This window comes from Paraburkholderia sp. 2C (genome assembly GCF_054589215.1).
The window spans coordinates 422,203-448,040 of the sequence record NZ_BAAILL010000032.1 but is presented as its reverse complement, the minus strand read 5'-3'; the positions used below and the strand labels follow the sequence as shown (position 1 = coordinate 448,040).

The 25,838-nt window shown below is 62.8% G+C and carries 28 protein-coding genes; 15 read left to right on the top strand and 13 right to left on the bottom strand.

What is annotated here, in order from left to right; genetic code table 11:
* Nucleotides 1-42: 42 nt before the first annotated feature.
* On the bottom strand, nt 43-378 hold the full coding sequence (locus tag ACYPXD_RS10215) for an ArsR/SmtB family transcription factor (protein ID WP_459711431.1): 336 nt from the start codon (nt 376-378) through the stop codon (nt 43-45).
* A 503-nt stretch (nt 379-881) separates the two neighbouring features.
* Here ACYPXD_RS10215 and ACYPXD_RS10210 point away from each other — a divergent pair.
* Complete coding sequence (locus ACYPXD_RS10210; protein WP_459710443.1) at nt 882-1,403, top strand: DUF6622 family protein; 522 nt, start codon at nt 882-884, stop codon at nt 1,401-1,403.
* Here the strand turns inward: ACYPXD_RS10210 and ACYPXD_RS10205 are convergent.
* The 3 genes from ACYPXD_RS10205 to ACYPXD_RS10195 form a co-directional block, all read right to left on the bottom strand.
* Entirely contained in the window at nt 1,400-1,648 is a 249-nt protein-coding gene (locus tag ACYPXD_RS10205; protein ID WP_459710441.1) for a hypothetical protein, read from the bottom strand. The genes ACYPXD_RS10210 and ACYPXD_RS10205 overlap by 4 nt on opposite strands.
* A gap of 436 nt (nt 1,649-2,084) precedes the next feature.
* Entirely contained in the window at nt 2,085-3,098 is a 1,014-nt protein-coding gene (locus tag ACYPXD_RS10200; RefSeq protein WP_459711428.1) for a hypothetical protein, read from the bottom strand.
* Between the two features lie 323 nt (nt 3,099-3,421).
* The gene (locus tag ACYPXD_RS10195) at nt 3,422-4,378 is read right to left on the bottom strand and encodes a cupin (protein ID WP_459710439.1); all 957 of its coding nucleotides are present in this window, start codon (nt 4,376-4,378) and stop codon (nt 3,422-3,424) included.
* A 201-nt stretch (nt 4,379-4,579) separates the two neighbouring features.
* On the opposite strand from ACYPXD_RS10195, the gene ACYPXD_RS10190 reads away from it, so the two are divergent.
* The gene (locus ACYPXD_RS10190; protein WP_459710437.1) at nt 4,580-5,575 is read left to right on the top strand and encodes a LysR family transcriptional regulator; all 996 of its coding nucleotides are present in this window, start codon (nt 4,580-4,582) and stop codon (nt 5,573-5,575) included.
* Between the two features lie 22 nt (nt 5,576-5,597).
* On the opposite strand, the gene ACYPXD_RS10185 is transcribed toward ACYPXD_RS10190, so the two are convergent.
* Entirely contained in the window at nt 5,598-5,912 is a 315-nt protein-coding gene (locus ACYPXD_RS10185; RefSeq protein ID WP_459710435.1) for an antibiotic biosynthesis monooxygenase family protein, read from the bottom strand.
* 229 nt (nt 5,913-6,141) lie between these two features.
* On the opposite strand from ACYPXD_RS10185, the gene ACYPXD_RS10180 reads away from it, so the two are divergent.
* Entirely contained in the window at nt 6,142-6,402 is a 261-nt protein-coding gene (locus ACYPXD_RS10180; protein ID WP_459710433.1) for a DUF1488 family protein, read from the top strand.
* A 330-nt stretch (nt 6,403-6,732) separates the two neighbouring features.
* Nucleotides 6,733-8,280 carry a hopanoid C-3 methylase HpnR gene (gene hpnR / locus ACYPXD_RS10175; RefSeq protein ID WP_459710431.1) on the top strand — a complete coding sequence of 516 codons (1,548 nt, stop codon included), beginning with the start codon at nt 6,733-6,735 and terminating at the stop codon, nt 8,278-8,280.
* A gap of 127 nt (nt 8,281-8,407) precedes the next feature.
* Here the strand turns inward: hpnR and ACYPXD_RS10170 are convergent, their stop codons facing one another.
* Nucleotides 8,408-8,677, bottom strand: a complete 270-nt coding sequence (locus ACYPXD_RS10170) for a hypothetical protein (protein WP_459710429.1) — start codon at nt 8,675-8,677, stop codon at nt 8,408-8,410.
* A gap of 281 nt (nt 8,678-8,958) precedes the next feature.
* On the opposite strand from ACYPXD_RS10170, the gene ACYPXD_RS10165 reads away from it, so the two are divergent.
* From ACYPXD_RS10165 to ACYPXD_RS10150, 4 genes are all read left to right on the top strand, one after another.
* Nucleotides 8,959-9,957, top strand: a complete 999-nt coding sequence (locus ACYPXD_RS10165; RefSeq protein ID WP_459710427.1) for an AraC family transcriptional regulator — start codon at nt 8,959-8,961, stop codon at nt 9,955-9,957.
* Between the two features lie 562 nt (nt 9,958-10,519).
* Entirely contained in the window at nt 10,520-10,900 is a 381-nt protein-coding gene (locus ACYPXD_RS10160) for a response regulator transcription factor (protein WP_459710425.1), read from the top strand.
* A gap of 169 nt (nt 10,901-11,069) precedes the next feature.
* Nucleotides 11,070-11,354: a hypothetical protein gene (locus ACYPXD_RS10155; RefSeq protein WP_459710422.1), complete on the top strand. Its 285-nt coding sequence runs from the start codon at nt 11,070-11,072 to the stop codon at nt 11,352-11,354.
* Between the two features lie 266 nt (nt 11,355-11,620).
* Nucleotides 11,621-12,091 (top strand): ferritin-like domain-containing protein, encoded by a 471-nt coding sequence (locus ACYPXD_RS10150; RefSeq protein ID WP_459710420.1) that lies wholly within the window; start codon nt 11,621-11,623, stop codon nt 12,089-12,091.
* A gap of 46 nt (nt 12,092-12,137) precedes the next feature.
* Here the strand turns inward: ACYPXD_RS10150 and ACYPXD_RS10145 are convergent, their stop codons facing one another.
* Complete coding sequence (locus ACYPXD_RS10145) at nt 12,138-12,986, bottom strand: hypothetical protein (protein ID WP_459711426.1); 849 nt, start codon at nt 12,984-12,986, stop codon at nt 12,138-12,140.
* Between the two features lie 436 nt (nt 12,987-13,422).
* On the opposite strand from ACYPXD_RS10145, the gene ACYPXD_RS10140 reads away from it, so the two are divergent.
* On the top strand, nt 13,423-13,788 hold the full coding sequence (locus ACYPXD_RS10140; protein WP_459710418.1) for a DUF2917 domain-containing protein: 366 nt from the start codon (nt 13,423-13,425) through the stop codon (nt 13,786-13,788).
* A gap of 104 nt (nt 13,789-13,892) precedes the next feature.
* Here ACYPXD_RS10140 and ACYPXD_RS10135 read toward each other — a convergent pair whose 3' ends face one another.
* Nucleotides 13,893-14,429, bottom strand: coding sequence for an N-acetyltransferase family protein (locus tag ACYPXD_RS10135; protein ID WP_459710416.1), 537 nt, complete (start codon nt 14,427-14,429; stop codon nt 13,893-13,895).
* A 469-nt stretch (nt 14,430-14,898) separates the two neighbouring features.
* On the opposite strand from ACYPXD_RS10135, the gene ACYPXD_RS10130 reads away from it, so the two are divergent.
* Together ACYPXD_RS10130 and ACYPXD_RS10125 are read left to right on the top strand one after the other, a co-directional pair.
* On the top strand, nt 14,899-15,588 hold the full coding sequence (locus tag ACYPXD_RS10130) for an HD domain-containing protein (protein WP_459710414.1): 690 nt from the start codon (nt 14,899-14,901) through the stop codon (nt 15,586-15,588).
* 84 nt (nt 15,589-15,672) lie between these two features.
* A complete protein-coding gene (locus ACYPXD_RS10125) occupies nt 15,673-17,124 on the top strand; it encodes a catalase (RefSeq protein ID WP_459710412.1) in 1,452 nt (483 codons plus the stop codon).
* 159 nt (nt 17,125-17,283) lie between these two features.
* On the opposite strand, the gene ACYPXD_RS10120 is transcribed toward ACYPXD_RS10125, so the two are convergent.
* Genes ACYPXD_RS10120 through ACYPXD_RS10110 form a run of 3 tightly spaced genes read right to left on the bottom strand, consistent with a single transcriptional unit; the run spans nt 17,284 to nt 20,784 of the window.
* Complete coding sequence (locus tag ACYPXD_RS10120; RefSeq protein WP_459710410.1) at nt 17,284-19,164, bottom strand: chloride channel protein; 1,881 nt, start codon at nt 19,162-19,164, stop codon at nt 17,284-17,286.
* Nucleotides 19,165-19,170: 6 nt separating this feature from the next.
* The gene (locus tag ACYPXD_RS10115; RefSeq protein ID WP_459710407.1) at nt 19,171-19,584 is read right to left on the bottom strand and encodes a MarR family winged helix-turn-helix transcriptional regulator; all 414 of its coding nucleotides are present in this window, start codon (nt 19,582-19,584) and stop codon (nt 19,171-19,173) included.
* Between the two features lie 60 nt (nt 19,585-19,644).
* Nucleotides 19,645-20,784 carry an HPP family protein gene (locus tag ACYPXD_RS10110; protein ID WP_459711424.1) on the bottom strand — a complete coding sequence of 380 codons (1,140 nt, stop codon included), beginning with the start codon at nt 20,782-20,784 and terminating at the stop codon, nt 19,645-19,647.
* A 362-nt stretch (nt 20,785-21,146) separates the two neighbouring features.
* Between ACYPXD_RS10110 and ACYPXD_RS10105 the strand changes: the two genes are divergently transcribed.
* Complete coding sequence (locus ACYPXD_RS10105) at nt 21,147-21,464, top strand: DUF1840 domain-containing protein (protein ID WP_459710405.1); 318 nt, start codon at nt 21,147-21,149, stop codon at nt 21,462-21,464.
* A gap of 97 nt (nt 21,465-21,561) precedes the next feature.
* Here the strand turns inward: ACYPXD_RS10105 and ACYPXD_RS10100 are convergent, their stop codons facing one another.
* Nucleotides 21,562-22,470, bottom strand: a complete 909-nt coding sequence (locus tag ACYPXD_RS10100; RefSeq protein WP_459710402.1) for a LysR family transcriptional regulator — start codon at nt 22,468-22,470, stop codon at nt 21,562-21,564.
* Between the two features lie 49 nt (nt 22,471-22,519).
* Entirely contained in the window at nt 22,520-23,971 is a 1,452-nt protein-coding gene (locus tag ACYPXD_RS10095; RefSeq protein ID WP_459710400.1) for a cytochrome P450, read from the bottom strand.
* A gap of 366 nt (nt 23,972-24,337) precedes the next feature.
* Between ACYPXD_RS10095 and phaP the strand changes: the two genes are divergently transcribed.
* The 3 genes from phaP (at nt 24,338) to ACYPXD_RS10080 (ending at nt 25,809) form a co-directional block, all read left to right on the top strand.
* A complete protein-coding gene (phaP, locus tag ACYPXD_RS10090; protein ID WP_459710398.1) occupies nt 24,338-24,757 on the top strand; it encodes a TIGR01841 family phasin in 420 nt (139 codons plus the stop codon).
* A gap of 127 nt (nt 24,758-24,884) precedes the next feature.
* A complete protein-coding gene (locus tag ACYPXD_RS10085; protein ID WP_459710396.1) occupies nt 24,885-25,307 on the top strand; it encodes a MarR family winged helix-turn-helix transcriptional regulator in 423 nt (140 codons plus the stop codon).
* A 55-nt stretch (nt 25,308-25,362) separates the two neighbouring features.
* Entirely contained in the window at nt 25,363-25,809 is a 447-nt protein-coding gene (locus tag ACYPXD_RS10080; RefSeq protein WP_459710394.1) for a MarR family winged helix-turn-helix transcriptional regulator, read from the top strand.
* The last annotated feature ends 29 nt before the right edge of the window (nt 25,810-25,838 follow it).

Below are 25,838 nucleotides of genomic sequence, written 5' to 3'. Positions count from 1 at the left end.
GGTTGACGAGGTCGCGCGGCGGGCATGGAGCGCGGTCGCGCGTCAGCCGGCGGGTTCGCCTTCGTCCGGCCGTTCGAGTTCCTGCTTGAGTTCCGATAGCGCCGCGAGACGCGGGCGCTCGAACTTGCCGATCCAGCGCTCGGCGATCTCGTTGATCGGCACCGGGTTCAGAAAGTGCAGCTTCTCGCGGCCCTGACGACGGGTCGATACGAGATTCGCGTGTTCGAGCTGCGCGAGGTGCTTCGCGACGGCCTGGCGCGTCATGGCAAGCCCTTCGCAGAGCTGAACCAGCGTCTGGCCGTTGCGTTGATGGAGCCGGTCGAGCAGCAGGCGGCGGCTCGCGTCGGCAAGGGCACGAAAAACGGCGTCGTCGTCCATGTCGATAATAGGCAACTGTTTGGTTGCGTGTCAAGGACGATTATAGTCCGCGCGCGCGTGCTTTGACGCGTGCGGTGCGTTGCTTTCCGGTTCGATCGTGGACGTACTGATGAGCGTGATTCGGAAAATGCCTGAAGACGGAATGCACATACGGAGTCCTGCTGTTTGTGTGATGGGAGGGCAACGTCGGCCTCCGCGCGGCACGCGCCGCGCGCCGACCGGCGTTCGAAGACGGAACGGCCCGTTGCTGCGCCGATGATAGGTCGCCATGCATCGAATTCGGCTATCTGCGGCTGCACAATTTCTTGCACGAAACCGTCTTACGCGAGTACCTGACGTACCCGGCGAACGCCGGTGGGGCGGCGGTTCCGGCGCGGGTGAGTCAACCGGCGCGGGGCGCGGGTGCCGACGTTCCTGTTGTGTTCGCCGCAGCATGTCTGACTAGCTGACGTGAGTGCCATAATCGCGTGACGCCGCCGTCCGGGCATTTGCGGGAGAACATCATGTCCTTCGAAGCGATTGTGCGCGGTACGCCTGTTTGGGTCTGGATTCTGCTGGTATTTTTGCTGTCGCGCGGCATCAAGGCGCTCAAGGGCGGGACTGCGCCGCTCGGCAAGCTCGCGATCGTGCCGGTGGTGTTCGCGGCCTGGGGCATCGCGCATCTGGTCAGCGAGCACGTCGCCGGCTGGCAGTCGGCGGCCGCATGGGTAGCCGGTGCGGCGCTCGGGTTGCTCGCCGGCGCATTGATCGCGCGCAAGACGAGCTTTACGGTCGACCGGGCGCAGAAGACGGTCACGCTGCCCGGCTCGGCGGTCCCGCTGATTCTGATTCTGGTGACCTTTGCGTCGAAATTCTGGCTCGGTGTCGAACTCGCGATATCGGAGCCTGTACCGGTCGATTCAGGTTACGTGGTGCTCGATGCGCTGATTTCGGGGATCGTCGCGGGGATTTTCGCCGGGCGGTTTCTTGTTTATTGCATGCGGTTTCGCGTGCGGGCGGCGGTGCCGGTCAATGACGGCTTTTAGTCGGCTTTGGGTTGAATACGGCTTGGCGCGATGAGAACCAGTATGAGAGCGCTCGCAGCGCCGCATAAAAAGAAACCGCCTTCAAGAGCCTGAGTTCGACGAATGAGACATCCTTCGACGGCCAGATAGGTGAGCACAGACACACGCGATGTGCGCTTGTTGGCATCGGCAAATGTGCGGCCTCGGGCAATAGCCTCGGCGTACATGCCCGCGCTCTCGAACACGTCATCCAGACCCGCATACACTCGTCTGTCTCAATACGACCGGGGGCGCTTTCTAATGCGCCCTCGTTCATACCCGTCCAGGCCAGGCTTGCGATCCAGAACGAACTTGTGTATGAGGATCACGAGCGGTGAATCCAGATTCATCTACTTGCCAATGCCTGTATGACCGACTGATGTTGCTTGTATACGCTATCCGCTGCCTCCAAGATCGCCTTGCGACCATCCGACGTTGCGGTATCGACCTTAACGGTCGGCGCTTGCGTCTGGCTTCTAGCCTTGACTTCAACGCCGTGAATGACGCCCGTTTTTCCTTTCCGAATGCTCATAGGCTTTCCCATTTGCGCAAACAACTGCATGTGAATCAAAGGATTACCCACACAGTGGTTCGCGGCTGACGTCTCACTAGCGACCATAGCATCGCTGGAATGAGGGGTGTCCTCAGCCCGGAACATCGCGCTCACGCCCAGTGCGCCGGAATCCACACCCGCCCGACCCAATGGCCGGGGATCCATACCGCGGGCCGCGGCTTCGGCGCGACATACACGACCGGCGCCGGTGCGACGTAGACGACAGCCTTCGGCGGGGGCGGTGCAACATAAACCGTCTTCGGCGCAGGCGGCGGCATATAGACAGCAGGCGCCGGAGCCACCACCACAGAGGGAGCAGGCGGCGGGGGCGGCACTACCACCACGGCTGCCGGCGGGGGGGGCGGCACGTAGACAGCCGGCGGAGGAACATAAACCGCCGGCGGCGGTGCGACGATCACCGGCGCCGTGCCAACGGCGACCGTCGCGCCGACCGTCGTGACCGAGCCGCTCGTCGTCACCGTCGTGCCGTGCGTGCCGGTGACGGTGCCTGTGGTGACCACCGTGCCGGTCGATACGCGCGTCGCGCTGCCCGAGTGATAGACCGTGCCGCCGTCGCTACCGGTTGCGGTCCCCGAGCGGTAGCACGCATTGCCCGCGCAATTCGTCGATGCCGAGTGGCTGACCGTGTTGCCGTTCGATCCCGTCACCGTGCCCGACGACGAATACTGGCCCGGCGCCGTGCGCGTTACGCTGCCCGACGTCGTCGCGGTGTTGCCGTTCGAGCCGGTCATCGAGCCTGTGTGCGAGCACGTGCCGCCCGCGCAACTGGTGTTGCCCGAATGATTGACCGTGTTGCCCCACGGCCCGACCGCGGTGCCCGAGTTCGAGAACTGGCCCGGCGCGGTACGCGTGACCGTGCCGCTGTTCGTGCCGACGCCGCCCCATGGACCCACTACGCCGCCCGCATGCGAGCAGCTGCTGCCGCCGCACGACGTGTAGTGCCCGCCGCTGTACGTACCGTGCGAGGTGTAGGCCGTGCCGCCGTGGGCCCAGCCGGCCCACGCCGACGCGCTGCCGAGCGTCAGCACCGCTGCCGCGGCCGTCACGACCAGCTGGCGCACCCTCTTGCGCGCGCGTGCGGCCGGTGCGGGGGAAACCGGCATCACGCGGCCGGCGGGAGCGACGTACGTCTGGATGTTCACGGCAAGTCCTTCGAGGTTCGGTTCGGGCCACTTCGAGCTGCATTGCGTGGCGACGGAACGAACTATAGGAGGACCGGCTCTCGAAGTCTGCTGGAGAACTATGTCGAGCCATTTCACGGGCTGCAAAGCCTTATGCAGTGCCGCTTGGGCGAGATCGTACGACTAATCGAACGGGTCTGTCGCGGCGCGTTTCGACGCGTTTTTTCCGCATTCGGTCGAGCGTTCCCTCGTGCGTTTCGATGCACGCGCCGATGTGCGAATCAGCGCGTGCACTGGCGTACGAATCAGCGAGCAAACCGGATGTCGAGCGAGCGCAGATACGTCTGCAAGCCGGCGTCCTGAATCGGAATCACATAACCATTTTCACCGGACTCGTTGAAGTGCGCATGCCAGTAGCCGGGCGGCGTGACGAACGCCATGCCGGGTTCCCAATCGACGCGCTCCGGTTTCACGATCTCGCCGCGCTCGTCGAGCTCGGTGCCGACGAGCGTATAGCAACCCGGTTTGCAATCGGAGATGAAGTCGAGCGCAATCGATTGATGGCGATGCGGCTTCTGCATCGTATTCGGCGCGATGACGCCGAACATCGCCCACAGCGAATGCGTGACCGTGCGCGTTTGCGGAAAGCGTGCGTTGCCGAGCAGAATGCTGACGCGATTGCGCTGGCTCGCGCCCGGCGCATTGGACACTTTGCGCAGTTCTTCCTCGGCGCGCGCGGCGGGGTACAGCGTCGGCGTAAAGCGTGCGCTGCTTGCGCTGACACCGAGATACGCGAGCAGCGGTGCGTCGTTCACGTAGTAAAGGCGCATGGTCGATTCGGCCTCGATCTGCACTTGCGCGCTGCCCGGCATGGTGAAGAAATCGCCCTTCGCGAACCGGAAGCGCGTGTTGCCTTGCGAGGCGATTCCCGCGCCGTCGATGGCGTAGAACAGCAGCGAGGTGGCGTTGGGCGCGAACGCCACTCGCTCGCCGGCGACGACGCGTACGAAATGAGCGGCGAGTCCGGGTCCCGTCGCGGGGCCTGGACAACCGAGCTCCGCGGAAAGATCGAGCGGCACGGTGCGCGTCGGTCCGCTGTCGTGCAGCGATGCGTGAAACGTTCGATACGGTACGCGCGAGATCAGCTTCGCGCCGACCGGGTTCGCTGAAGACGTGTACTCGAAATATTGCGCGTCTGCGGTGATCGCGTCGCTGACTGCGCTGTTCGATGCCAGTGTCGAAACTTCGGTCTTGTCCAGCATGATGCTCTCCGTAAATTGATTGCAGGTTGCCTCACACGCATGCGGTGCTGCTGCGTGCTAAAACCTTGACGTCACTTTAGGACGCGCGCGCTCGCGGCAGAACGGCCCCATCGGCGAATCTGCTTTGCGGAAAAGGAATAGCCAACCGCGACGCGCGACGTTATGTTCCAATGCAACGTTCCAGCCACTCGACAGACCGACATGGACTATTTCGCTGCGGTGCGCGCCTTCCTTCATGCGGCGGAACTCGGCAGCTTCAGCAAGGCGGCCGCGCAGATGGAGATCAAGACATCGACGGTGTCGCGGCATATCAACGAGCTCGAAGCCGATCTCGGCATTGCGCTGTTTAACCGCTCGACGCGCGGGCTCGTGTTGACCGAAGGCGGCCAGGTGTTTCGCACGCATGCGTCGAGCGCGGTGGAAAGCCTCGACGAAGCGAGGCAGTCGGCGTCGTCGTTGAATGCGTCGCCGAAGGGCGTGCTGCGCGTGACGATGCCCGCATCGTTCGGCCGCAGACATGTCGTCCCGCACCTGCCTGAATTTCTCAAGCGGTATCCGCATATCGACGTCGATGCGGTCGTCACCGATGAACCGCTGAATATCATCGAAGCGCGTATCGATCTCGCGATTCGCATCGGTGCATTGCCCGATTCTCAACTCGTGGCGCGGCGGCTGGCGGAGCACCGGCGCATCGTCTGCGCGAGTCCGGCCTATACGAAGCGGCATGGTGTGCCGGCTTCGCCCGCAGAATTGGCCGCGCACGCCGCATTGCGCTTCGCGCTTGCGCCCGACGATAAATGGATACTCGTGAAGCGCAGCGATGCAACGGCTTCAAAGCGCGCATCGCCGCGCCGGTCCATGCTGCAAAACTCGCAGAAAAACCCACGCGAGCAGGCTCGGCAAAACGAAGCAACGGTGCAGCTGCAAGGCCGCATTCGCGCGAACGATACCGATGCGCTGCTCGAACTCGCGATCGCGGGTTGCGGCATCGCGCTGCTGCCTGCGTGGAGCGTCGGCGATGCGTTGCGGCAAGGGCAACTGGTACGGCTGCTGCCGGACTGGGAGGCGCAGACGTCGCGCGCCGCGCCGGCAGTGTGGGCCGTGTATCCGCCGAAGAAGACCGTATCGTCGAAAGTGCGCGCGTTTCTCGACTTCTACGCAGCGCTCTTCGCCGACGATACCTATTGGCGAGTCTGATCGCGCCGTGTGGGCTGCGCGCCTACTTGCCGATGGTCTGAATCACCTCGAAACCTTCGAATTCCGGATGGCCGAGATAGAGCGGCCGGTTGTTGCCCGCACTGCGGTGCGCCGCGCGAAACGCTTCGGATTGTGTCCACGCCTCGAATGCTTGCTGACTTGCCCACACCGTGTGGCTCGAGTACAGCACGTGGTCTTCCTTGTGCGGGCCTCTTAACAAATGGAATTCGACAAAGCCGGGCACTTGCTGCAAGTGCGTATCGCGGCTTTTCCAGACCTGCTCGAACGCGTCCTCGGAACCGGGGACGACCTTGAAGCGATTCATCGCGATGTACATGGGTATCGATCCTATGCGGCGCGTGGAACGTCGATGCTGAAGGGCGAGGTGTCAATGGCCGATTATAGAGCGGCTATTGTGCGACTTCAGCGAAGGGCATAGGCTGTCCTGTGTCGCACCGCGTGGCGCCGCGTGGCGCGCCGGAGCATGCTTCGCAATCAATGCGGGAGCGATCCTTGCTGAGCGACAGATTCATCGTGCAACGGTTTCAGCACACGAGGAAAAGAAAATGACGATCGAATTTACCGGCCGCCGCCATATCGTGGCGGCGTCGCGCGTTGCATTCGAAGCCAAGGTGGGTGGCAAGGAAGTCTGGTGTAGCGTTTCGATGGATGCGTTAAACGATCATTTCGGCAATACCGGGACGTCTTCCCACGAGTTGATTCAGTCATTCGAAGCGAATCGCCCGCGTATCGAGGCGGCCGCGCAGCGCGTGCTCGAGCGCAACGGCGGCCAGTCGGTCGAACTGGAAACGCGCGATCTCGACTAGCGGGCGCCGCCATCATGATGGTCCCGGGGCCTTTTTGAAGAACAAACGCGCCCCGGGCGAGTCCGATCACAGACGTATGCAAAGGCGGCAAGCCGCCCGTCGTTCCGTGCACGGCCCGTGCCGTGGCGCTGTTGCGCGCTTCACGGCAGACCTGGCCGCTTCGACAGTAGAATCGTCCTGACGAGGAGAGCCGACGGGGGAAAGCCCTCGTCGAATGTCCACTGCCGCGGCAGCACGGGCAGGACGCGTTGTGCGCAGGAATTTCATCGTAACCGGCAGCAGGGGACCGCTGCTGTACTTGGCGTGCCCTTTCGGTCGCGAGGAGTTTGCATGAAAGTACTTGCGGTTCACCCCAGTGGCTTGATGTATACCCGTGTGTTCCTTCGACTGGAGCCTCTGGGCCTTGAAACCGTGGCAGCGGTGATCCGCGAAGCGGGTCACGACGTGCGCCTGATCGATCTGCAGGTCGAGACGCATCGCGATCTGCACCGCTGGATACGCGACTGGCGGCCGGATGCGGTTTGTTTCTCCGGCAACTATCTCGCCAATATTCCCGAGATTATCGACCTCTCCAAGGAGATCAAGGAGACGTTGCCGGGATGTTTCGTGTTCGTCGGCGGCCATAGTGTGTCGTTTACGGCGGCCGATTTGCTGCGGCATGCCGATGGCGCGATCGATTGCATACTGAAAGGCGAGGGCGAAGCGTCCGTCGCGTTGCTGCTCGAGACCGTGCAGCAACGCGGCAACCTGCTGAGCGTGCCCGGCGTGGTGACACGCGAAGGCTCGGGGCCGCCGCCGGGCTTTATCGAATCGCTCGATCATATCCGCCCCGCGCGCGACCTGTTGCGGCATCGTCGCAAATACTTTATCGGCGTGCTCGATCCTTGCGCCTCGATCGAATTCGCACGCGGCTGTCCGTGGGATTGCACGTTCTGCAGCGCATGGACGTTCTATGGGCGCACGTATCGTTCGCGCAGCCCCGAAGTGATTGCCGAAGAACTCGCATCGATTCGCGAGCCCGGCGTTTTTATCGTCGACGATGTCGCGTTCGTGCATGCGGATCACGGCATGGAAATCGCGCGTGCGATCGAGCGTCGCAATATCCGCAAGCAGTACTACCTCGAAACGCGCGGCGATGTTCTGCTGCGTAACAAGCATGTATTCGAGTATTGGCGCAAGCTCGGCTTGCAATACATGTTCATCGGCATGGAAGCGATCGATTCGGCCGGGCTCGAAGCGTTCCGCAAGCGGATCGATATCGACAGGAACTTCGAGGCGCTCGAGTTCGCGCGCTCGCTCGGCATCACGGTTGCCATCAATCTGATTGCGGATCCCGACTGGGATCACGATCGCTTCGAAGCCGTGCGGCAATGGTGCCTCGACATTCCGGAGATCGTGAACATCAGTGTCAACACGCCTTATCCGGGCACCGAGATCTGGCTGCGCGAACGGCGGCGGCTGACGAGCCTCGACTATCGTCTGTACGACATCCAGCACGCGGTGTTGCCGACGCGTTTGCCATTGCCTGAGTTCTATAAGGAATTGGTCAACACACAACAGGTGCTCAACCGCAAACATCTCGGCTGGGCGGCGCTGCGCGGTGCGGTGTCCGAGGCCGCCGGGCTGCTGATGCGCGGGCAGACGAACTTCGTGCGCATGCTGTGGCGCTTCAATTCCGTGTTCGATCCGCGTCTGCAACTGGCCGACCATGCGCGCGAAGTGCGCTATGAGATGACGCCGCCGCCCGATACCGCAGGCGCCGACACGCGCACGAGTGCGAAGACGCTTTATATCCACGGCCCGGTCGGCCGCAAAGGCCGCAAGATCGACGATGCGACCGAACGGTTCGTCGATCAGACGCGGATGGGGACGGGCTGAAGCACGGCGTGGCTGCGCCACTGATTGCGCTGTTGCTTGACTCGCAGGGCCGCCATGCGGATACATGGCGGCCCTTTGCTTACCCGCGCGTCATACTCTGCGCGTCGTATCGAATCGACCGCGGCGCCTAGTGCTTGTCGCCTGCCGTGAGCATCGGGTTGAGTTCGTCTTGCTGCGCTGCATCCGCAGTGTCCGTTTCATTCATTGAATAGCCGGACCGCGGTTCCGCGGACAACGTCTGCGTGCTGATGCCGCGCTGCGATACCGGCGCGCCGACGCCCGGCTGGTAGTAAGGCGAAGGTCCGTAACCACTGGCGAAGGCAGGTGCGGCGAGCGCGCACAGTGCGCATGCGCCGGCAAGCGTACGGACAATCGGGGTGAAAGGGCTGCGAGTCATGATAGTGCTCCTGAAAAATCGAACGGTCGAAGGTCGGAGTGCTGCGCTGCCTGATATCGATCAACCCTCCGGAACGTGAAAAAACGTACGTGTTGATCGTTCAACTTCAAAACACGGATGACCGTTTCCGCGTGCATCGTCTGTGTCCGATGCATGCTGTTGCAGCTGTACGTGGGAGTAGTATCTTGACGAATGCCTTTCCGATGAATGATCTGGCGTCCAGAGTTTTTGTGCGGAACGCCGGAACGCAAAATCAACGCGGTTTGCCAGGTTCGCTGAATATGGATGCGGTGTCCGATGTGTTGCGTTTCGTGCGCCTGTCCGGCGCGCTTTATCTGAGCGGCGAATTCACCGCGCCGTGGTGCGTGAGCGGCGAACCGGATGCCACGCTGTGCGCGGGCTTTCTGCCGCGTGCCGAGCGTGTGGTGTCCTATCATCTGATCACCGAGGGGCATTGCTGGGCGCAACTACCGGGCGACGCCGGTTCCGCCATGCGTGTCGAAGCCGGTGAACTGCTCGTGGTGCCGCAAGGCGAAGCACACCTGATAGGCAGCGCGCTCGATCTCACGCCGGTACCCGCGGCGCCGCTGCTGACCAGCCAGTTGCAGGCAGCGCCCGGCGAAGTCCTGCGACTCTCGTACGGCGGCGGTGGCGAGCGAACGCGGCTCTTGTGCGGATTTCTCGCGTGTGACGAAACGCTGAACAACCCGGTGCTATCCGCGCTGCCGCGTATCTTCAAGGTCGATATGCGCAACGATCCGCGTTCGGCATGGCTCGAGGCGTCGCTCGAATTTGCCGCAGCCGAGGCCGCGCAATGGCGAGCCGGCAGCGCGACCGTGCTCGCGCGGCTCTCCGAGCTGCTTTTCGTCGAAGCCGTGCGTCGCTGCATCGACGCGCTTCCCGACGACCGTAAAGGGTGGCTGGCAGGCGTGCGCGACCGCTTCGTCGGCCGCGCGCTCGCGAGCCTGCACGCACAACCTGCTTATGGATGGACCGTCGACGAGCTCGCGCGCAAGGTCGGCCTGTCGCGTTCCGCGCTCGCGCAACGTTTTTCCGATCTGCTCGGGCAGCCGCCGATGCAATATCTGGCGAGCTGGCGTCTCAGGATGGCCGCGCATGAATTGACGTCCGGCAGCAAGACACTCGCCGCGGTTGCCGAACTGGTCGGCTACGAATCCGAAGCGGCATTCAACCGCGCGTTCAAGCGCGAATTCGGCATGCCGCCCGCGGGCTGGCGCAAGAGCCGCATGAAAATGGATGGCTTCGACAACGCGATGTAGCGGCCGCTGCATGCATACCAGTTTCGCACGCGATTCGCGCAAGGGGCACGCGCAAAAAAATGCGCTGCTCGCATCAATCGGCGAGCAGCGCAAAGGGGACCACGGCACGGTCCCTGGGAGACTGTCCATTCGAAGCCAGGCCGCCAGCGCCGGCTCAGCTCGTGTTCATCCACCGCGTCCGCTTCTCGTAACCTATTCGATCACAGACGTCGCGACGCGTGGGGCGATGTAATGGCCGGTAACGCATTGCAGCTATGCATCGCCGTGCGGCTGCGGCACATTGCATCGGTATAGGTGGTCTACATGTGACGCCTGCACGTGATGTCTACGCATGAGTTAACCTGGCAACCGTACGTTTATTCCACGATCGCGTTTTTATCGGTCGTTGACGATGCATCGCGATGCGCGACGCGTATCCCCGAGCCTCGCTTAACCGATGCATGATGGACTTCATACTTACATATGATTTACGCTAAAAGCCCCTGCAGATAGATTGAATTCGCAGTTTCGAGCGGGCACGACTTCGGGCGCGCCTTGTCAATTTGCTTGAAGGATGTCCAGCTTGCACAACGCTTCCATCGTTTCGATCGTCGACGACGACGAGTCGGTCCGGCTTGCCACCGCCAGTCTGATTCGCTCGTTGGGTTGGTGTGTGCAACTCTATGCATCGGCCGAGGCGTTTCTTCGTTCGCGGGAATTCGAACAGACCGCGTGCGTGGTCTGCGATATCCAGATGCCCGGCATGACCGGGCTCGAGATGCAGGCTCAACTCGTCGCGAGCGGCAACCGCGTGCCGATCATTTTCGTCACCGCGTTTCCGTCCGATGTCGCGAGGCGCCGCGCAAACGAAAACGGTGCCCATTTCTTTCTTCATAAGCCTGTCGACGCTGCCGAATTTACGCGCTGCCTGCAGTCCATTCTCGGCTCCGAGCAAACGCAGTAAGCGTTGTTCATTGCGCTGCATATCGATGCGCGCTCGTGCGGATTTGAAATTGCGTCGCGAAAGTCAACGTCCGCTTCCTTCTTTTTGGCTAAGTTTGAAGCGTCGGCTCGCACGCGCGCCGGTGCGTTTGCTGAACTCGTCCTGTGGTTGCTTTGCCAAGGAGGGAGTCATGAGAAAGTTTCTGTTGCTCACGACGTCAGTGGCCGCGCTCGCGCTGACCGGCGTTTTGACGAGCGCATCCGCTCAGTCGACCGGCGTGCAGCCGTCCAGCGCGCAGCCGTCCAGCGCCGGAATGGCGCCGTCGTCCGGCACGTCCGACGAAGGCCCCGGCATGTCGGGCCAGACGGCGAGCGGTAAGTACAGGACCGGCTGGCCATGGCACAGCGCCGGCAATCACAACAATAACTGCGTCGGGCCTATCAGCTTTTGCAATGTTTACTTCGGCGGAGGTTGAATCAGGTTGACCGGTCATACCGTGGGCCGCGCCGCGGTGCGCGCCATGTACGCGCGCCTGCGCGGTGCTGCAGCGCGCAAATTGCTCTCCTTGATCTGCGCCGTTGGCGAGGCGCACTATGTACGGCTCGGGCCGGGACGCCGGCCAAGCCTCAATGCGTGTGAACCGCGCGCGTAAAGCGCGCGGGCGAACCATGCCTGCAAACCGCGCGTGCGAAGCGCTGCCCTGTGCGGCATCGCTCGCGCATTGCTCAAGGGGAGGGAACGATGTCCGAACTCGATCGGCAGCGTGTGGTTGGCGTGCTCAACCGCATTCTCGAATCGGAACTGGCCGGCGTCGTGCGCTATACGCACTACTCGTTTCTCGTGTTCGGATTCGGCCGGATCCCGATTGTCGCGTGGCTCCGGCAACAGGCCGACGAGTCGTTGCTGCGCGCGCAGCAGGCCGGCGAGTGGATTACCACGCTCGGCGCCTATCCGTCGCTCGAAATCGGGCCGTTGCTCGATTCGCACACATTCGATATCGGATCGATTCTGCGCGAGTCGCTCGAGGCGGAGAACGTCGCGCTCGAGCTTTATCGCGAGTTGCTCGAGCTCGTGCAGGACAGGTCGGTCGCGCTCGAGGAATACGCGCGCCAGATGATCCACGCGGAAGAGATGCACGCCGGCGAAGTCGACAAGATGCTGCGCCGGCCCGGTGCGCTGGCGACATCGCCGGGAGCGGCGCCGCTTGCATGAAGTCTTGCGTGACAGCTGCTGCACAAGCGCCGGTAACAGTCGCACGTCATTGCGCGGTTTGCTGGCGCTGATACTCGTCGTGCTTCATCTCGAGGTAATCGACCTTTTCCACCTCGTGCAGTTGGTGCGGATACTGTTCGGTCGCATCGAACCAGCGGTTCAGCCGGTCGTCGAGGCGCTGGCTGGCCGGCGCCGACAGCGATGCCAGGTATGCATCGATTGCAAGGTAATAGCGCATCGTATTGCGCTCGACGAGACCGCGCACGCCGCCGATATAGTCGCCGCCGTCCGCCGATTTCGAAAAACCCACCTTGTCGCTGCCAATCGTCGCCAGATAGGTTTTCATCGCAAGACGGCCCGCGGTGCCGTAGCCGTAGGAATAGGTCAGGTGAATGAACGTGTGCGTGCTGTCGATCGCCACCGCCTCGAGCACGATGTGATAGTCCTTCGTGCTCATCGGACCTTGGGCCGCGCTGAGATCGACCCTGAAATAATCGGCGCGGGTGACGTCCGGGTGATAGTCGAACGTCACACGGAATGTCGACGATAGTTTCTCCTCCACTTTCTTGCCGAGATTCACGTTCAGCGTGCTGCCGTTGGCGCCGGTCGTCGCGTGGCAATACTTGATGTTCAGGTGCAGGATCAGCACGTCGCACCAGTTCGCGGGGCCTTTCTCCGGATTGTTCAACGCGCCGTTGACCGTGGCGAACGGATAATCGAGCACAGCGTAGATGTCGCCTTTCAGTGAATCGTGTGCCTCGGTCGAATCGAGGTGGAGCGGGCGATGGAACGGATTGCTGGCCAGCTGGGCCGAGAGGCTCTGATATTTGTCGCGCAGCGCGGCCTCGTTGTCGGCGCCGAACGACGGCGCAAGCGGCGCGAGGCACGCAAGCATGAGCGCGCTTAGCGCAGTAAGCGCTCGCAGCAAGTCGAGCGTGCGTGAAATCGAAACGCGCGCGATCGTCCGTTGGGCAAATGAGTCCATTTGCTCGAGCCTCCCCACCTTGTTCGTGACGTTGTACGCTGCGTGCGTCGCCTTTGTCCGGCTGCGGCGCGTGACGCTGCGATGCACCAGAACAAAGCATACGCTATCCATCTGCGTCACACGGACGACACGGTAAACGTCGGCAACAAGGAAGCATATACACGGTGTCAACGTCGCCGCTCTCTTCTGGTGCGCACGATCTGAATGATCAGGACTAGGAATATTTGAGTCCCGCCGGGTGTTCTGTAGATACCGCGTTGCACGCTGCGTTCCTGGTGAACGGCATGCGACGCACGCGGGCGTACCGGACGCCGATCGTGCCCGGACAAGTGAGAAAGGAGGCAGGATGCAACATTTGGCACAGCACATCCACGCGAATGTGCGACTTCCGAAAATCACCTATCACTTCGCAGTCGAGCCGGGCGAGGTGTTCTACTGGGACTGCACGCCGGGATCCCAAATCCGCACGCTAAGCGAACGCGTGTGGCTGACCCGCGCCGACTGCGATTACGACTACTGGCTCGAGCCCGGCGGTGTGCTTCGCTTACCGAAACACGAACGCATCAGCATGAGCACCGACGCCGACTGTGCCGCGGAAATTTCGGTCACGTGCGACTATTTCGGGTCGCAGCGCGCGATGCGCGGCTGGTTCGATCGGGTCGTGTCGATGTTTCGCGGCAGCCGGCCGGGGCCGGTATTGCGCCATATGTGAGCGTGCGGCTGCCGCGGTGTGCAGCGCAGTGCTGGCCACATCGCGCGTAAACGCGGTTTTCGGCCGGCGGCGGCGACTGGAAACGGCGGAACACTGCGACAACGTCAAAGATGTTTATAGAAGTACGTGGTCGAGCAGAATTCGCCGTCCGGCATCAGCGCGTACTTCGGCACGTCGCCGACCCGCTGCCAGCCGGCCTGCTCGTATAGCCGCGACGCGGGGGAACCGGTGACGGTGTCGAGCACGAGCACGGTCTTGCCTTCTGCGCGCGCGACCGTGTCGACCGCGGCCATCAGACGTCGCGCAATGCCTTGCCTGCGCACCGCGCGGGAGACGAGCATCTTCGCGACATCCGCGCGATGCGGTTGATTGTCGGGCTGCGCGAGAATCATCTGGACGGTGCCGACAATGCGTCCGGCCTCATCTTCGGCGACGAGCAACGCACGCTCGCCGCGCATCACGCCTTGCACGACATCGCGCCAGAATGCGAGCGCCCGCTCGCGCGGCAACGGCAGCATGAAGCTGACCGATGCGCCGCCTTCCACGCAATCGACCAGCACGTCGGCCAGCGCTTCCACGCAGCGTGCCGCTTCGTGCGCGTCGACGCGGCGCACCATGATCTGTTCGTTTTTATCGCTCATGTTGTTGTCCGTTGATGTTGTTGTTCACGGGTAGCGAGCGGTGTCAGTGTATCGCCTTCGCACGAGGTAGCCAGCGTGCATCTACCGTGCGTTTCGGATACCTCTTGTGCAAATTGAAAGAGGACGGCGGCGACACCGGCCCATCATGCCGTACCCAGTGGGCTTTGCCCCGGTTTTGTCACGCAGACGTAGCAGCGCATTGATAGCGTCTATTGTTTCGATAGGTTTCGGTACCGCCGGAGGTTGCATACGCAACGGTCGGCTGGACGAGCGCGCCGGCGACAGAACGGCGCCCCCCGAAAGACGCCCGCTGGCAGAACTTGCAGTGCGAATGGCATGGATCGATGCATCGATTCGATTGAGTGAAGGCCGTATGCGAACGACACTTACTGCGTAGTCCAGACAAGGTAGGCCGCCGCTTCAGAAGGCGAACGGCTAGCCAGTGACCTTCCACTTTTGGAGCAACGCAATGAGCAAGATCATCGCCGGCATCAAGATTCCCGACAGCAAACTGGCGCGGGAAGCAACCGAACTGATTCGCGACACCGAATCCGACCTGCTGTTCCACCACTCGACGCGCGTGTTTCTGTTCGGTGCGCTGACCGGCGAGCGCAAGAAGCTCAAGTACGACCCGGAATTGCTTTATATCGGCGGCATGTTCCATGACATCGGTCTCACGCAGCGTTACAGCCATTCGCAGAACCGCTTCGAAGTGGACAGCGCAAATGCGGCGGCGGAATTCCTGCGCCAGCACGGCATTGCTGAAACGGACGTCGAGCTCGTCTGGGATGCGATCTCGCTGCACACGACGCCCGGCATTCCGCCGTTCAAGAAGCCGGTTGTGCAACTGGTGACGGCCGGCGTCGAAATGGACGTGCTCGGTTTCGCCTATAACGAATTCACCGAAGAACAGCGTCGCCAGGTGGTGGCCGCGCATCCGCGCGCGGTGAACTTCAAGGAACAGATTATCGATGCGTTCAACGAAGGGATGAAGCATCGCCCGGATTCGACGTTCGGCACCGTCAACGACGACGTGCTCGCATTGAAAGACCCGAAATTCAAGCGCTTGAACTTTTGCAGCATCATCCTCGGCAACGCGTGGGTTGATGATGCACATGGCTGTGCGCATTGCAACGATCCGTCGCATCAGCACGGCTAAAAGTGGCGCCGGCGTCAATCACGCCGGCGCGCGATTTGCCTGTTGCACCCATTGGCTTTGATCGACAATCTGAAAGGAAACCCCATGAGCAAACTCACCACGGCATTCGGCGCTCCTGTCGTCGACAATCAGAACACGCAGACCGCGGGCCCGCGCGGCCCGGCACTGCTGCAGGACGTCTGGCTGATCGAAAAGCTGGCGCACTTTGCGCGCGAAGTGATTCCGGAGCGGCGCATGCACGCGAAGGGGGCGGGCGCTCATGGCACGTTCACGGTTACGCACGACATCACGAAGTACACGCGCGCGAAGATCTTCTCGCAGGTCGGCAAGCAGACGCCGATGTTCGCGCGCTTTTCGACGGTGGCCGGCGAACGCGGTGCGGCCGACGCCGAGCGCGATATCCGCGGCTTCGCGCTGAAGTTCTACACGGAAGAAGGCAACTGGGACATGGTCGGCAACAACACGCCCGTGTTTTTCTTTCGCGATCCGCTGAAGTTTCCCGATCTGAATCACGCGATCAAGCGCGACCCGCGCACCGGCATGCGCAGCGCGCAAAACCAGTGGGATTTCTGGACGCAGCTGCCCGAAGCGTTCCACCAGGTGACGATCGTCATGAGCGATCGCGGCATTCCGAAGAGCTTCCGTCATATGCACGGCTTCGGCAGCCACACGTACAGCTTTATCAATGCGCAGAACGAGCGCTTCTGGGTGAAATTCCATTTCCGCACCCAGCAGGGCATTCAGAACCTGACCGATGAAGAAGCGGCGGCAGTGTGCGCGACCGATCGCGAAAGCAATCAGCGCGATCTGTACGAAAGCATCGAGCGCGGCGATTTTCCGCGCTGGACGGTTTATGTGCAGATCATGCCGGAGAAGGAAGCGGGCTCGTATCGCTACAACCCGTTCGATCTGACAAAGATCTGGTCGAAGAAAGACTATCCGCTGATCGAAGTCGGCGTGATGGAACTGAACCGCAATCCGGACAACTTCTTCGCGGAAACGGAGCAGGCCGGTTTCGCGCCGTCGAATGTCGTGCCCGGCATCAGCTTCTCACCGGACAAGATGCTGCAAGGGCGTCTCTTTTCGTATGCGGATGCGCAGCGTTATCGCCTCGGCTCGAACTACTTCCAGATTCCGGTCAATGCGCCGAAGAGCCCGACGCACAGCTATCACCGCGACGGCAAGATGCGCGTGGACGGCAACCTGGGCGGCACGGCTTCGTACGAGCCGAACACGGTGAACGAATGGCAGGAGCAGCCGGACTTCCGCGAGCCGCCGCTGTCGATCGAAGGGGCGGCGGACCACTGGAATCATCGCGTTGACGACGACTATTTCTCGCAGCCTGGCAATCTGTTCCGTTTGATGTCGGCGGCGCAGCAGCAGGTGCTGTTCGACAACACGGCGCGTGCGCTGCAGGGCACGACGAAGGCCGTACAGGATCTGCACGTCGAACATTGCACGAAGGCTGATCCGGCATACGGCGCGGGCGTGACGAAGGCGCTGGCAGCGATCGCGCAGAGCGGGAACGCGCGCTGAGGCGCGATAGGCCCAGACGAGGCGCGCTGCGCTTACCTCATCCAGTAGGGGGTGTTGAACCCGCTATCGCGATTGCGCGTTAGCGGGATTTTTTTGCAGGCCGCTAGCGATGGGGGTGGCCGCATTGCACGGCTCGCGCACGAAGGACGAACGCCCGAATCAGCGATGCGGATTCGCTTCTTTTTGCGGCGCGGCGAGCGGCCGCCTGTTTGCGTTCGGCCAGAAACCGATGTAGCGGAACTGCTCGCGCTTGTGCTCTTCTTCGAAGTGGCCGAGCGACGGCTTAATCAGGTCGCTGCGCGACACGATGCCGATCAGGCGCATCGACGTGCGATCGGCCACCACCGGCAGCCGCTCGAGGCCGTGCACCGCGAGCCGCGTCGCGATCAGGCGGCAAGTTTCGTGCGGCAGCGCGATAGCGGGCGCGTCCTGCATCAGGTCGCCGACGCGCATGTCGAGCGCGTCGGGCAACCCGTCGACCGCTGCCGAGCCGCTCGTTTCGGCGGTGACGGCGGTGGCGGCGGCCATGCTTTTTTCCGTCGATTCGTGAATCTGTTCGAGCGTCGCGCGGTCGAGTATGCCGAGCACCGACTCATTGCGGATGACGGGGTACGCGCGCCGCTTCTGGTTCGCGCCGAAGTACGTGGCGAGCGCATCGCGCACGGTGACGTTCGCATCGATCGCTTCGACGGTGCGCGACATCACTTCGTCGACGTAATGGCGCTCGAGCGGATCGACGCCGTATTCGCGATAGATGTGGTACCCGCGGCGCGCGATCTTTTCAGTCATGATCGAGCGCCTCATGACGATAGTGGCGAAGCCGTGTGCGACGAGCGTGGCGGCGAGCAGCGGCAACAGCGCGTTTGCATCGTGCGTGAGGCCGAATGCAAAAACGATGGCCGTGAGCGGCGCACCAAGCGTCGCACCGAGCGTGGCCGCCATGCAGACGAGCGGCCAGAGCGCCGGTTCACCACCGGGCAGCACGTGACCGAGCACCGTGCCGAGGCCCGCGCCGAGCATCAGAAGCGGGGCGAGCACGCCGCCGGATGTACCCGAGCCGAGCGCGACGACCCAGATTACCGCTTTGACGACGAGCAGCGCGATGGCGATCTGCAAGGCGATATGTTGATGCAGCAGATCGCCGATCACGTCGTAGCCGACGCCGAGCGCGCGCGGCTCGATAAAGCCGCCGATACCGACCACAAGGCCGCCCAAAGCCGGCCACCACATCCAGTGCAGCGGCAGACGCCCGAACAGGTCTTCGACCTTATAGAGCGCGGATGAGAGGCCCGATGCAAGCGCCCCCGACAGCAGCCCCGCGATCGCGCAGGACACGAGCGACAGCGCGCCCGGCTCCGCGGTTTGCAGCGGAAAAAGCGGCGCCGTGCCGAAGAACACTGCACGACCAAAGCCTGCCACCGCGCACGCGAGCGCGACCGGCAGGAAACTGCGTGGGCGCCATTCGAACAGCAGCAGTTCGACGGCGAGCAGCACGGCAGCGACCGGCGTGCCGAACACCGCGGTCATGCCGGCAGCCGCGCCCGCGACGAGCAGCGTCTTGCGCTCGGCGGACGTGACCTTGAAGCATTGCGCGAGCAGCGAGCCCAACGCGCCGCCCGTCATGATGATCGGGCCTTCCGCGCCGAACGGCCCGCCGCTGCCGATCACGATGCCCGACGACAGCGGCTTCAGAATCGCGACTTTCGGCGACATGCGGCTCTTGCCGAACAGAATCGCCTCGATGGCCTCGGGAATGCCGTGACCGCGAATTTTCTCCGAGCCGTAACGCGCCATCAGCCCGACGATGAGTCCACCCGCGATCGGAATCAGCACGACCCACGCGCCGAGCGTGTTCAGCGCCGGCGAATGCTCGGCGAACGAGACGGTGCCGAAGAAGAACAGGTTCGTGAACAGATGGATCAGGCTGAGCAGCACGAATGCGGCGAGCGTGGCGAGCACGCCGATCACGACGGCAAGCGCGGAGATGCCGGGAAGACGGGCGTTGCTGGAAAAATCGCGCTTGTGGGCGTCGTGATTCATGGCGTTTTACAGATCGATTTGCGGAATCGTGAAGGCGCCCTTGAGCGACCTCAGTTCGGCGCGATGCAGTTCGGCGAGACGCGAAAGCACACGCTCGCCGGCCTTCAGAAGATGAACTTCCACTTGCCGGCGGTCGGTTTCGCTGATGCGCCGTTCGACAAGTCCCAGCGCCTCGCAGCGCGACACCAGCGCGACGACACCGTGGTGCTGCGCCTGCAGCCGCTCGGCAAGCTCGCCGATGGTCGCCCATTCGCGGTCCGGGTAGCCTTTGATATGCAGGAGCAACAGATATTGCAGCGGCGTGATGCCTTCGCCTTGTGCGGCCTGCTCGGAAAATCGTTCGAAACGCCGCATCTGATAGCGGAATTCCGACAACTGCTCGAAGTCGGCTTTGGCCAACTCGCGTGCGAGGGTTTTCATTCGAAGGTTCGCCGGAAGAGAGACTAGAGAAGCCTCTAATGTATCACAAGATGATATAAATCAGGCTGCCCGGTATGCCGGCCCGCGTGTCCGACGGTAAAGGCCGGAGATCAGATCGGCCTGCGTGATGATGCCGGCAAGCCGGCGATGCGCATCGAGCACGGGAATGTGGTGGTGGCCGTGCGTGGCGAAAATCGGCACCAGTTCGACGATCGGCGTGTCGACGGTAACCGTATGCACCTGGGTCGTCATCAGCGACTGGACGACCGAGCGGCGCACCGGCCGCGAGAGCCCAAGGCTCGGGCGCGGGGCGAACCAGCGCCGCGACCACTTCTCGATGAAGCCCGGGCGTGCCTCGGCTGTGCTGCTCGCGAGGTTCGCGCGCGTGACGATGCCGATTACGCGCCGGTCTTCGGTAATCACCGGCAAGGCCTTGATGCCATGCTGGTTCAGCAGATAGGACGCGGTGCCCGCGGTCGCGCCCGGCGCCACCGCGATAACCGGATTCGACATGATATCGCGGCAGGTTAGTTCGCCGAAATTGCGCGCATACGCCTGCATTTCTGTTTCGCGCAGCAGCGTTTCGAGGTCGTCGGGATTCACGTCGAGCAGCTCGCTGCGACGGCGCAGCACGGCTTCGAGATCCGCGCGCAGCGAGGGCGGGTGTGCGGCCGGATCAGCCGTGGCGTCGCGCGAGACGAGCGCGACATGCGGATAGCGGTGTCCGGTGATCGCGTGGTAGATCAGCGCGGCCCCCAGCAGGAATAGCGATTGCACGAACACCGGTTCGAGGATGAAGCCGAAACCAAGCGCGTGGATCGCGGGGCCGCCGAGCACGGCTGTCAATGCGACGGCGCCCGATGGCGGATGGATGCAGCGGAACGCGAACATCGCGGCGATCGCGCCGGCTACCGCCAGTGCGGCCGCGATGAAAAGATCGGGAACCAGCATCCCGCAGATCACGCCGACCGTTGCCGATACGAGATTGCCGCCGATCAGCGACCACGGCTGCGCGAGCGGGCTGGCGGGTACGGCGAACAGCAGCACGGCCGATGCGCCCATCGGCGCGATCAGCATCGGAAACGCGGCGGCCGGGCCGAACACCACCTGCATCAGCGTGGCGGTAAGCGCGAGGCCGATAAACGCTCCCGCGGACGAGCGAATTCGCTCGGGCCACTTGAGCAGAATGGGGCCGGGCATAAAGCTGGCCAGCCAGCGAATCACGTTGGTTCGGGACACGATGAGCGGGTACGGAGCAATGAATGGCGAGGGCGCCGGCGTTTCCCTCTTCTATTTATCAACACCGACGACGGCTTTGGGCAGCTCAACCAGCGATCGTAATTATATTTGAACGTGATATAAATGATCAATTCCCCTGAAAAGTCCGGGTGATTGAAAAAGGTACCTGTCAAGGCTGCGCAAGCGCGGAGAACGCCTGCCCGACTCGCTGAATCGGCTCACGCCATGACATAAAATGAAGGTGAGACATACCGGACCGAAGTCCGGAAAGCCCGAGCAGCAACGCCTTTGCAGGCGAGCACTCGCTCAGGGAAGGAGGCATTGTGATGATCACTTTTCAATCCCGCGCCACGCCCGATGTGGTGATGCTGCGGGATCTCGCTCAATATCTGCTGGGTCTCGTCGGAAAACGGCTCGACGCACGGGGCGTCATTCCGCGCGACGAGTTGCCGGGCGCGATCAGCCGGCTCGAAGCGGCCATTACCGATCACGACAGGGCGGAGGCCGCGCTCGAAGCGTTGCACTATGCGCGCGATCGCCACGAAGACGCCGGCGGCGGGCTCGCGCAGCGGGCCTGGCCGTTTCTCGACATGATGCGTGAAGCGTATCGGCAGGATGCCGATATTATCTGGGGCCTGTAGCGTCATCCGCGCGCATAACGTATCGCGCGCCGTCAGCGCGATGCTCCGAATTGCACGCCGCACGCGCCTGCGTGCGTTCGAACAACGGATGTCGACGTCAGGCGGTTCGGTTCAGCGCCGGGTCCGCGCGCAGCCGCTCGATCGCGAGATCGAGAAACGCGCGCACTTTCTGCGTCGCGTGACGCCCTTCGCGATGCACGACGTGAATCGGCAGCGGCGGCGGCTCGTATTGCTCGAGCAGCACTTGCAGGGTGCCGGCGCGCAGGTGGCTCGCAATCTGATACGACAGCGGCCGTACGATGCCGAAACCCCTCACGGCGGCGGCGATGGCTGCGTCGTTGGTGGTGCTCGTCATGCGCGGCGCGATGCGCAGTGTGTGAATGCGGCGCTCGATCGTGAAGCGCCACTCCGACGAATTCGACGCGGCGCTCGTTGAAATGATGGTGTGATCATTCAGATCGTCGGGCGTGCGCGGTGTGCCGCAGCGCTCCAGATAGGCCGGCGACGCACAGACCACGCGCCGCACGGTGCCGACCCGAATTGCCTGCAGCGACGAGTTCGGCAGTTCGCCGATGCGCACCGCGACGTCGATGCCTTCGTCGACGAGATTGACGACGCGATCGAGGAACCAGCAGTTCATATCCACTTCCGGATAGCGTGCCAGATACTCGACGACAATCGGCGTCACATACAAAGCGCCGAACAACACAGGCGCGGTGATCGTCATCACGCCGCGCGGCGCCTCGTGTTCGCCGCTTGCCGACTGCTCCGCTTCGTCTATTTCGCCGAGAATGCGCCGGCAGTTTTCGAAGTAGCTCGCGCCGGTCTCGGTCAGCCGGACGATGCGCGTCGTGCGCGTCAGCAACCGCACCCCGAGGTGCTCTTCGAGTTCGGTGACGATGCGGCTGACCACCGAAGGGGACACGTCGAGCTTGCGCGCGGCCGCCGAAAACCCGCCGGTTTCGGCGACCGTGACGAAGGTGGTCATTGCCTGCAGTCGGTCCATGCTGATATGGCGTGCTGTTGTTGCCGCGGTTGTTCCCGCGGTTGTTCCGTCAGGCCGCTTGCGGACGGATGGTCAGGTTGATCGGCATCTTGCTCGGCTTCATGATGAAGTCGTTGATTTCCTCGATCTCGGACGGATCGACGGCCAGCTTCGCTTCGAAGTTTGCCGCGAGCATCGACAGCGCGGCGCGCATTTCGACGCCGGCCAGGTGCCGCCCCGGGCAGACGCGCGGGCCCGCGCCGAATTGCAGATACGCGCGTTGTTCGTGCGCGCCGCGCGCGGGGTCGCGCGCATGCAGCCAGCGGTCCGGATCGAAGCGCTCCGGATTCACGAAGTTCGCCGGGTTGTGCATGGCCGGGCGATTGAGAAAAAACATAAACGTGCCGGCGGGCACTAGCACGTCGCCCATCGTCACGTCTTCGAGCGGCTCGAACGAACTGAGCGCGGCGACCGGTTTGAAGCGGCCGGTTTCGGTGCAGACCGCTTCGAACACGTCGAGTTCTTTCAGCTTTGCGTAGTCGGTGCAGACGGGCTCGCTGCCGAGCGCGGCGCGCGCGTCTTTGGCAAGGCGCGCCTGCAAGGGCTGGTCGGTCGCGATAAACATGGTCGACCAGGCAAGCGAATTCGCGGTCGTATCTTCGCCGGCCAGCAACATGGTCAGCACGTTCGCGGAGACCTGGTCGTCGGTGATGCCGGAATCGGGCGTATCGCGCATCGCGAGCATCGCTTCGAGCAGATTGCGCGGCATGTCCGACGGCTCGTCGCGCATGCGTTCGCGCGCGCGCTCCATCATCCGGCGCACATAACGGTGGATCTCGATCAGCGCACGGTCGAGGCGCCTGTCGCGCGGCAGCTTCACGTAATGCCAGTACGGGAACGGCGCGCTCGTGCGCGACATCAGCGCCGGCATGATCAGCTTCAGATGCTCCTGAATGACATTCGTGTCGCGTTCGAGCGTGCGCGGATCTTCGCCAAATGCGAGCGCGCTCGTCACATCGACCGAATAGCGCTTCATCTCTTCGACCATATCGACGGTGCGCTGCTCCTGCGCCGCGCGCATCCAGCGCGTGTACAGCCGGCCGGTGATTTCGGCGAGCGTCGGGTAGACCGCGCGGATATGCGGGATGGACAGCGCCTGCATGACGAGCCGGCGCTGCGGCTCCCATGCCGCGCCTTCCGCCGAAAAAAGGCCGTTCGCGCCGAATTCCGCGAGCACCGTTTCAACCGGCTTGAAGCGGCGGTAGCGGTGCGGACGCTCGCGCGAGATGCCTTGCACGTGATCGGTGTCGCCAAGCACGACGATCTGCTGCCCGGGCATGCGGAACGTGTAGGGCGTGCCCAGTTCGCGGCCCCAGCGTTCGAGGTTCAGGTGAAATGTCCGTAGCGAAACCTGGTGCATGTTGCCGATGATCGGCAAGCCTTTCGGCGAGGGCAGGTCGGTCAGCTGCCGCAGCCGCGTGCCGTCGGTTCGGTTCGTATTGCCGCTTGCAGTGGTACTCATGGATAGTCTCCGGAATGGTCTCCGTTAAGGCGTGGCGCTCGCGCGGGTAAAGCCGCATACGACGCAAGCCGTTTTACGGCCCGCTTGCGGTACGCGTGCATTACTCCGACTAATGCCTGGGCGCCATTGTATGCGGTTCGCAAGACTTTGCGCATGCATACGAAACGAGGTGCCGCGCGGCGAATCTCACACCCGCAAGCATGCATCGTGTGCACGGATGGAGGCAAACGTGGCGGCGGTGCTGGCATATCGGGAATAGAACGTGCATGATCGCTTCACGTGCGGATAACCGGCCGCGGCGCACGAGTCATAGCGGCGATCCGGCCGTACCCACCATTTCGACGCATCGTTCCCGGAGAATCGAGCATGGAACCCAAAGACGCAGCCAATCCGTTTGCCGAATTCAACAAGATGCTGGAGCAGTTCAAGTTGCCCGGCTTCGATGTCCCGGCCGTGATGGAAGCGCGGCGCAAGGATATCGAAGCGGTGATCGCCGCGAACCAGATGGCGCTGCAAGGCATGCAGTCGCTCGCGCAGCAGCAGGCGGAAATGCTGCGTTCGACGCTCGCCGAGCTGCAGGCGGTCGCGGCAAAGCAGGCCGCCACCGGCGGCATGCCGTCCGCGCAAACGGCCGAGCTCGTTCAGCAGACGCTGCATAAGGCGCTCGCCGACATGCAGCAGCTCGCGCAGGCCGCTTATCGGTCGCAAGCCGATTCGTATGCGGTGATTGCCAGGCGTGTCGAGGAAAACGTGCAGGAGCTGAAGACATTGCTGCAAAAGCAGTGACCGGAGGTAACCGGACAAAGGGCGCCGCGGTCGCAATCGCCGCCGTGGTCGCCCTAATGCCGGGGCCCTCGATATTTTCTTTGCGGAAGGCTTGACAGTGTGCGTACGCACATATATGCTGCAAATCATGAACAAGCTCTTGTCCCATGACGAATGCAACTGCTTCGCGCTGCGCCAGGCCGCGCGCTTTGTAACGCAGATCTACGAACGCCATCTGAGCCGGGTCGGCCTGACAGCGGCGCAGTTCACCATCATGGCAAAGCTCTCGCGCAAGCCGCAACTGTCCATGGTGGATCTCGCCGATTCGATGGTCATGGAGCGCACCACGCTGGTTCGAGCATTGAAGCCGTTGCAGCGCGACGGGTTGATCGTCAGTGAGGCGTCCGAGCACGACGGCCGCACGTATCTGTTCAGCTTGTCCGACGCGGGCAAGCACCTGTTCGACCAGGCGGCCATCGCCTGGCGCGAAGCGCAGGACGAGTTCGAAGCAAAGTTTGGCAAGACGCGCGCCAAAGCGCTGCGCGGCGAGCTTTTCAGCCTCACGGCCTGATTTCCTCCGATTGTCCGAAGAAAGTTCTGTTTAACTTGACGCATTATTTGTGTATATGCACTCAGAAAACGAACCAGTCAGCACGCCGTTGTTGCCCGACGATTGCTTTGCGATCCGGCAGGCCGCGCGTTTTGTCTCGCAGATTTACGACCGGCACGTCGGCAAGGCCGGCCTCAAGATCACGCAGTTCTCGATCCTGAACCGGATTCGCCGCAGGCCGGGCATCACGATGAAGGAACTGGCCGAGTGGATGGTGATGGAGCGCACGACGCTGGTCCGCGCGATCCAGCCGCTGCAGCGCGATGGCTTCGTGCGCAGTGACGCATCGGAGACCGACCGCCGGGCGTTCCAGATGCGTTTGACGGCGGCGGGCCTCGAGAAGCTCGAAGCGGCGGTGAGCTACTGGCACGATGCGCAGCAGGAGTTCGAAAGGCATTTCGGCGCGCAGCGCGCCGCGTCGTTGAGGCAGGAACTGTTCGATTTGACGAAGAAACCGACTTAAGCAACGAAGGGCAAGGGAAGGCGCCGGGT

Excerpts from the sequence above, each read along its gene's own strand:
- ACYPXD_RS10215 (WP_459711431.1), bottom strand. The coding sequence starts at position 378 with ATGGACGACGACGCCGTTTTTCGTGCCCTTGCCGACGCGAGCCGCCGC.
- ACYPXD_RS10210 (WP_459710443.1), top strand. The coding sequence starts at position 882 with ATGTCCTTCGAAGCGATTGTGCGCGGTACGCCTGTTTGGGTCTGGATT.
- ACYPXD_RS10200 (WP_459711428.1), bottom strand. The coding sequence starts at position 3,098 with ATGCCGGTTTCCCCCGCACCGGCCGCACGCGCGCGCAAGAGGGTGCGC.
- ACYPXD_RS10195 (WP_459710439.1), bottom strand. The coding sequence starts at position 4,378 with ATGCTGGACAAGACCGAAGTTTCGACACTGGCATCGAACAGCGCAGTC.
- ACYPXD_RS10190 (WP_459710437.1), top strand. The coding sequence starts at position 4,580 with ATGGACTATTTCGCTGCGGTGCGCGCCTTCCTTCATGCGGCGGAACTC.
- ACYPXD_RS10185 (WP_459710435.1), bottom strand. The coding sequence starts at position 5,912 with ATGTACATCGCGATGAATCGCTTCAAGGTCGTCCCCGGTTCCGAGGAC.
- ACYPXD_RS10180 (WP_459710433.1), top strand. The coding sequence starts at position 6,142 with ATGACGATCGAATTTACCGGCCGCCGCCATATCGTGGCGGCGTCGCGC.
- hpnR (WP_459710431.1), top strand. The coding sequence starts at position 6,733 with ATGAAAGTACTTGCGGTTCACCCCAGTGGCTTGATGTATACCCGTGTG.
- ACYPXD_RS10170 (WP_459710429.1), bottom strand. The coding sequence starts at position 8,677 with ATGACTCGCAGCCCTTTCACCCCGATTGTCCGTACGCTTGCCGGCGCA.
- ACYPXD_RS10165 (WP_459710427.1), top strand. The coding sequence starts at position 8,959 with ATGGATGCGGTGTCCGATGTGTTGCGTTTCGTGCGCCTGTCCGGCGCG.
- ACYPXD_RS10155 (WP_459710422.1), top strand. The coding sequence starts at position 11,070 with ATGAGAAAGTTTCTGTTGCTCACGACGTCAGTGGCCGCGCTCGCGCTG.
- ACYPXD_RS10150 (WP_459710420.1), top strand. The coding sequence starts at position 11,621 with ATGTCCGAACTCGATCGGCAGCGTGTGGTTGGCGTGCTCAACCGCATT.
- ACYPXD_RS10145 (WP_459711426.1), bottom strand. The coding sequence starts at position 12,986 with ATGCTTGCGTGCCTCGCGCCGCTTGCGCCGTCGTTCGGCGCCGACAAC.
- ACYPXD_RS10140 (WP_459710418.1), top strand. The coding sequence starts at position 13,423 with ATGCAACATTTGGCACAGCACATCCACGCGAATGTGCGACTTCCGAAA.
- ACYPXD_RS10135 (WP_459710416.1), bottom strand. The coding sequence starts at position 14,429 with ATGAGCGATAAAAACGAACAGATCATGGTGCGCCGCGTCGACGCGCAC.
- ACYPXD_RS10130 (WP_459710414.1), top strand. The coding sequence starts at position 14,899 with ATGAGCAAGATCATCGCCGGCATCAAGATTCCCGACAGCAAACTGGCG.
- ACYPXD_RS10125 (WP_459710412.1), top strand. The coding sequence starts at position 15,673 with ATGAGCAAACTCACCACGGCATTCGGCGCTCCTGTCGTCGACAATCAG.
- ACYPXD_RS10120 (WP_459710410.1), bottom strand. The coding sequence starts at position 19,164 with ATGAATCACGACGCCCACAAGCGCGATTTTTCCAGCAACGCCCGTCTT.
- ACYPXD_RS10115 (WP_459710407.1), bottom strand. The coding sequence starts at position 19,584 with ATGAAAACCCTCGCACGCGAGTTGGCCAAAGCCGACTTCGAGCAGTTG.
- ACYPXD_RS10110 (WP_459711424.1), bottom strand. The coding sequence starts at position 20,784 with ATGCCCGGCCCCATTCTGCTCAAGTGGCCCGAGCGAATTCGCTCGTCC.
- ACYPXD_RS10100 (WP_459710402.1), bottom strand. The coding sequence starts at position 22,470 with ATGGACCGACTGCAGGCAATGACCACCTTCGTCACGGTCGCCGAAACC.
- ACYPXD_RS10095 (WP_459710400.1), bottom strand. The coding sequence starts at position 23,971 with ATGAGTACCACTGCAAGCGGCAATACGAACCGAACCGACGGCACGCGG.
- phaP (WP_459710398.1), top strand. The coding sequence starts at position 24,338 with ATGGAACCCAAAGACGCAGCCAATCCGTTTGCCGAATTCAACAAGATG.
- ACYPXD_RS10085 (WP_459710396.1), top strand. The coding sequence starts at position 24,885 with ATGAACAAGCTCTTGTCCCATGACGAATGCAACTGCTTCGCGCTGCGC.
- ACYPXD_RS10080 (WP_459710394.1), top strand. The coding sequence starts at position 25,363 with ATGCACTCAGAAAACGAACCAGTCAGCACGCCGTTGTTGCCCGACGAT.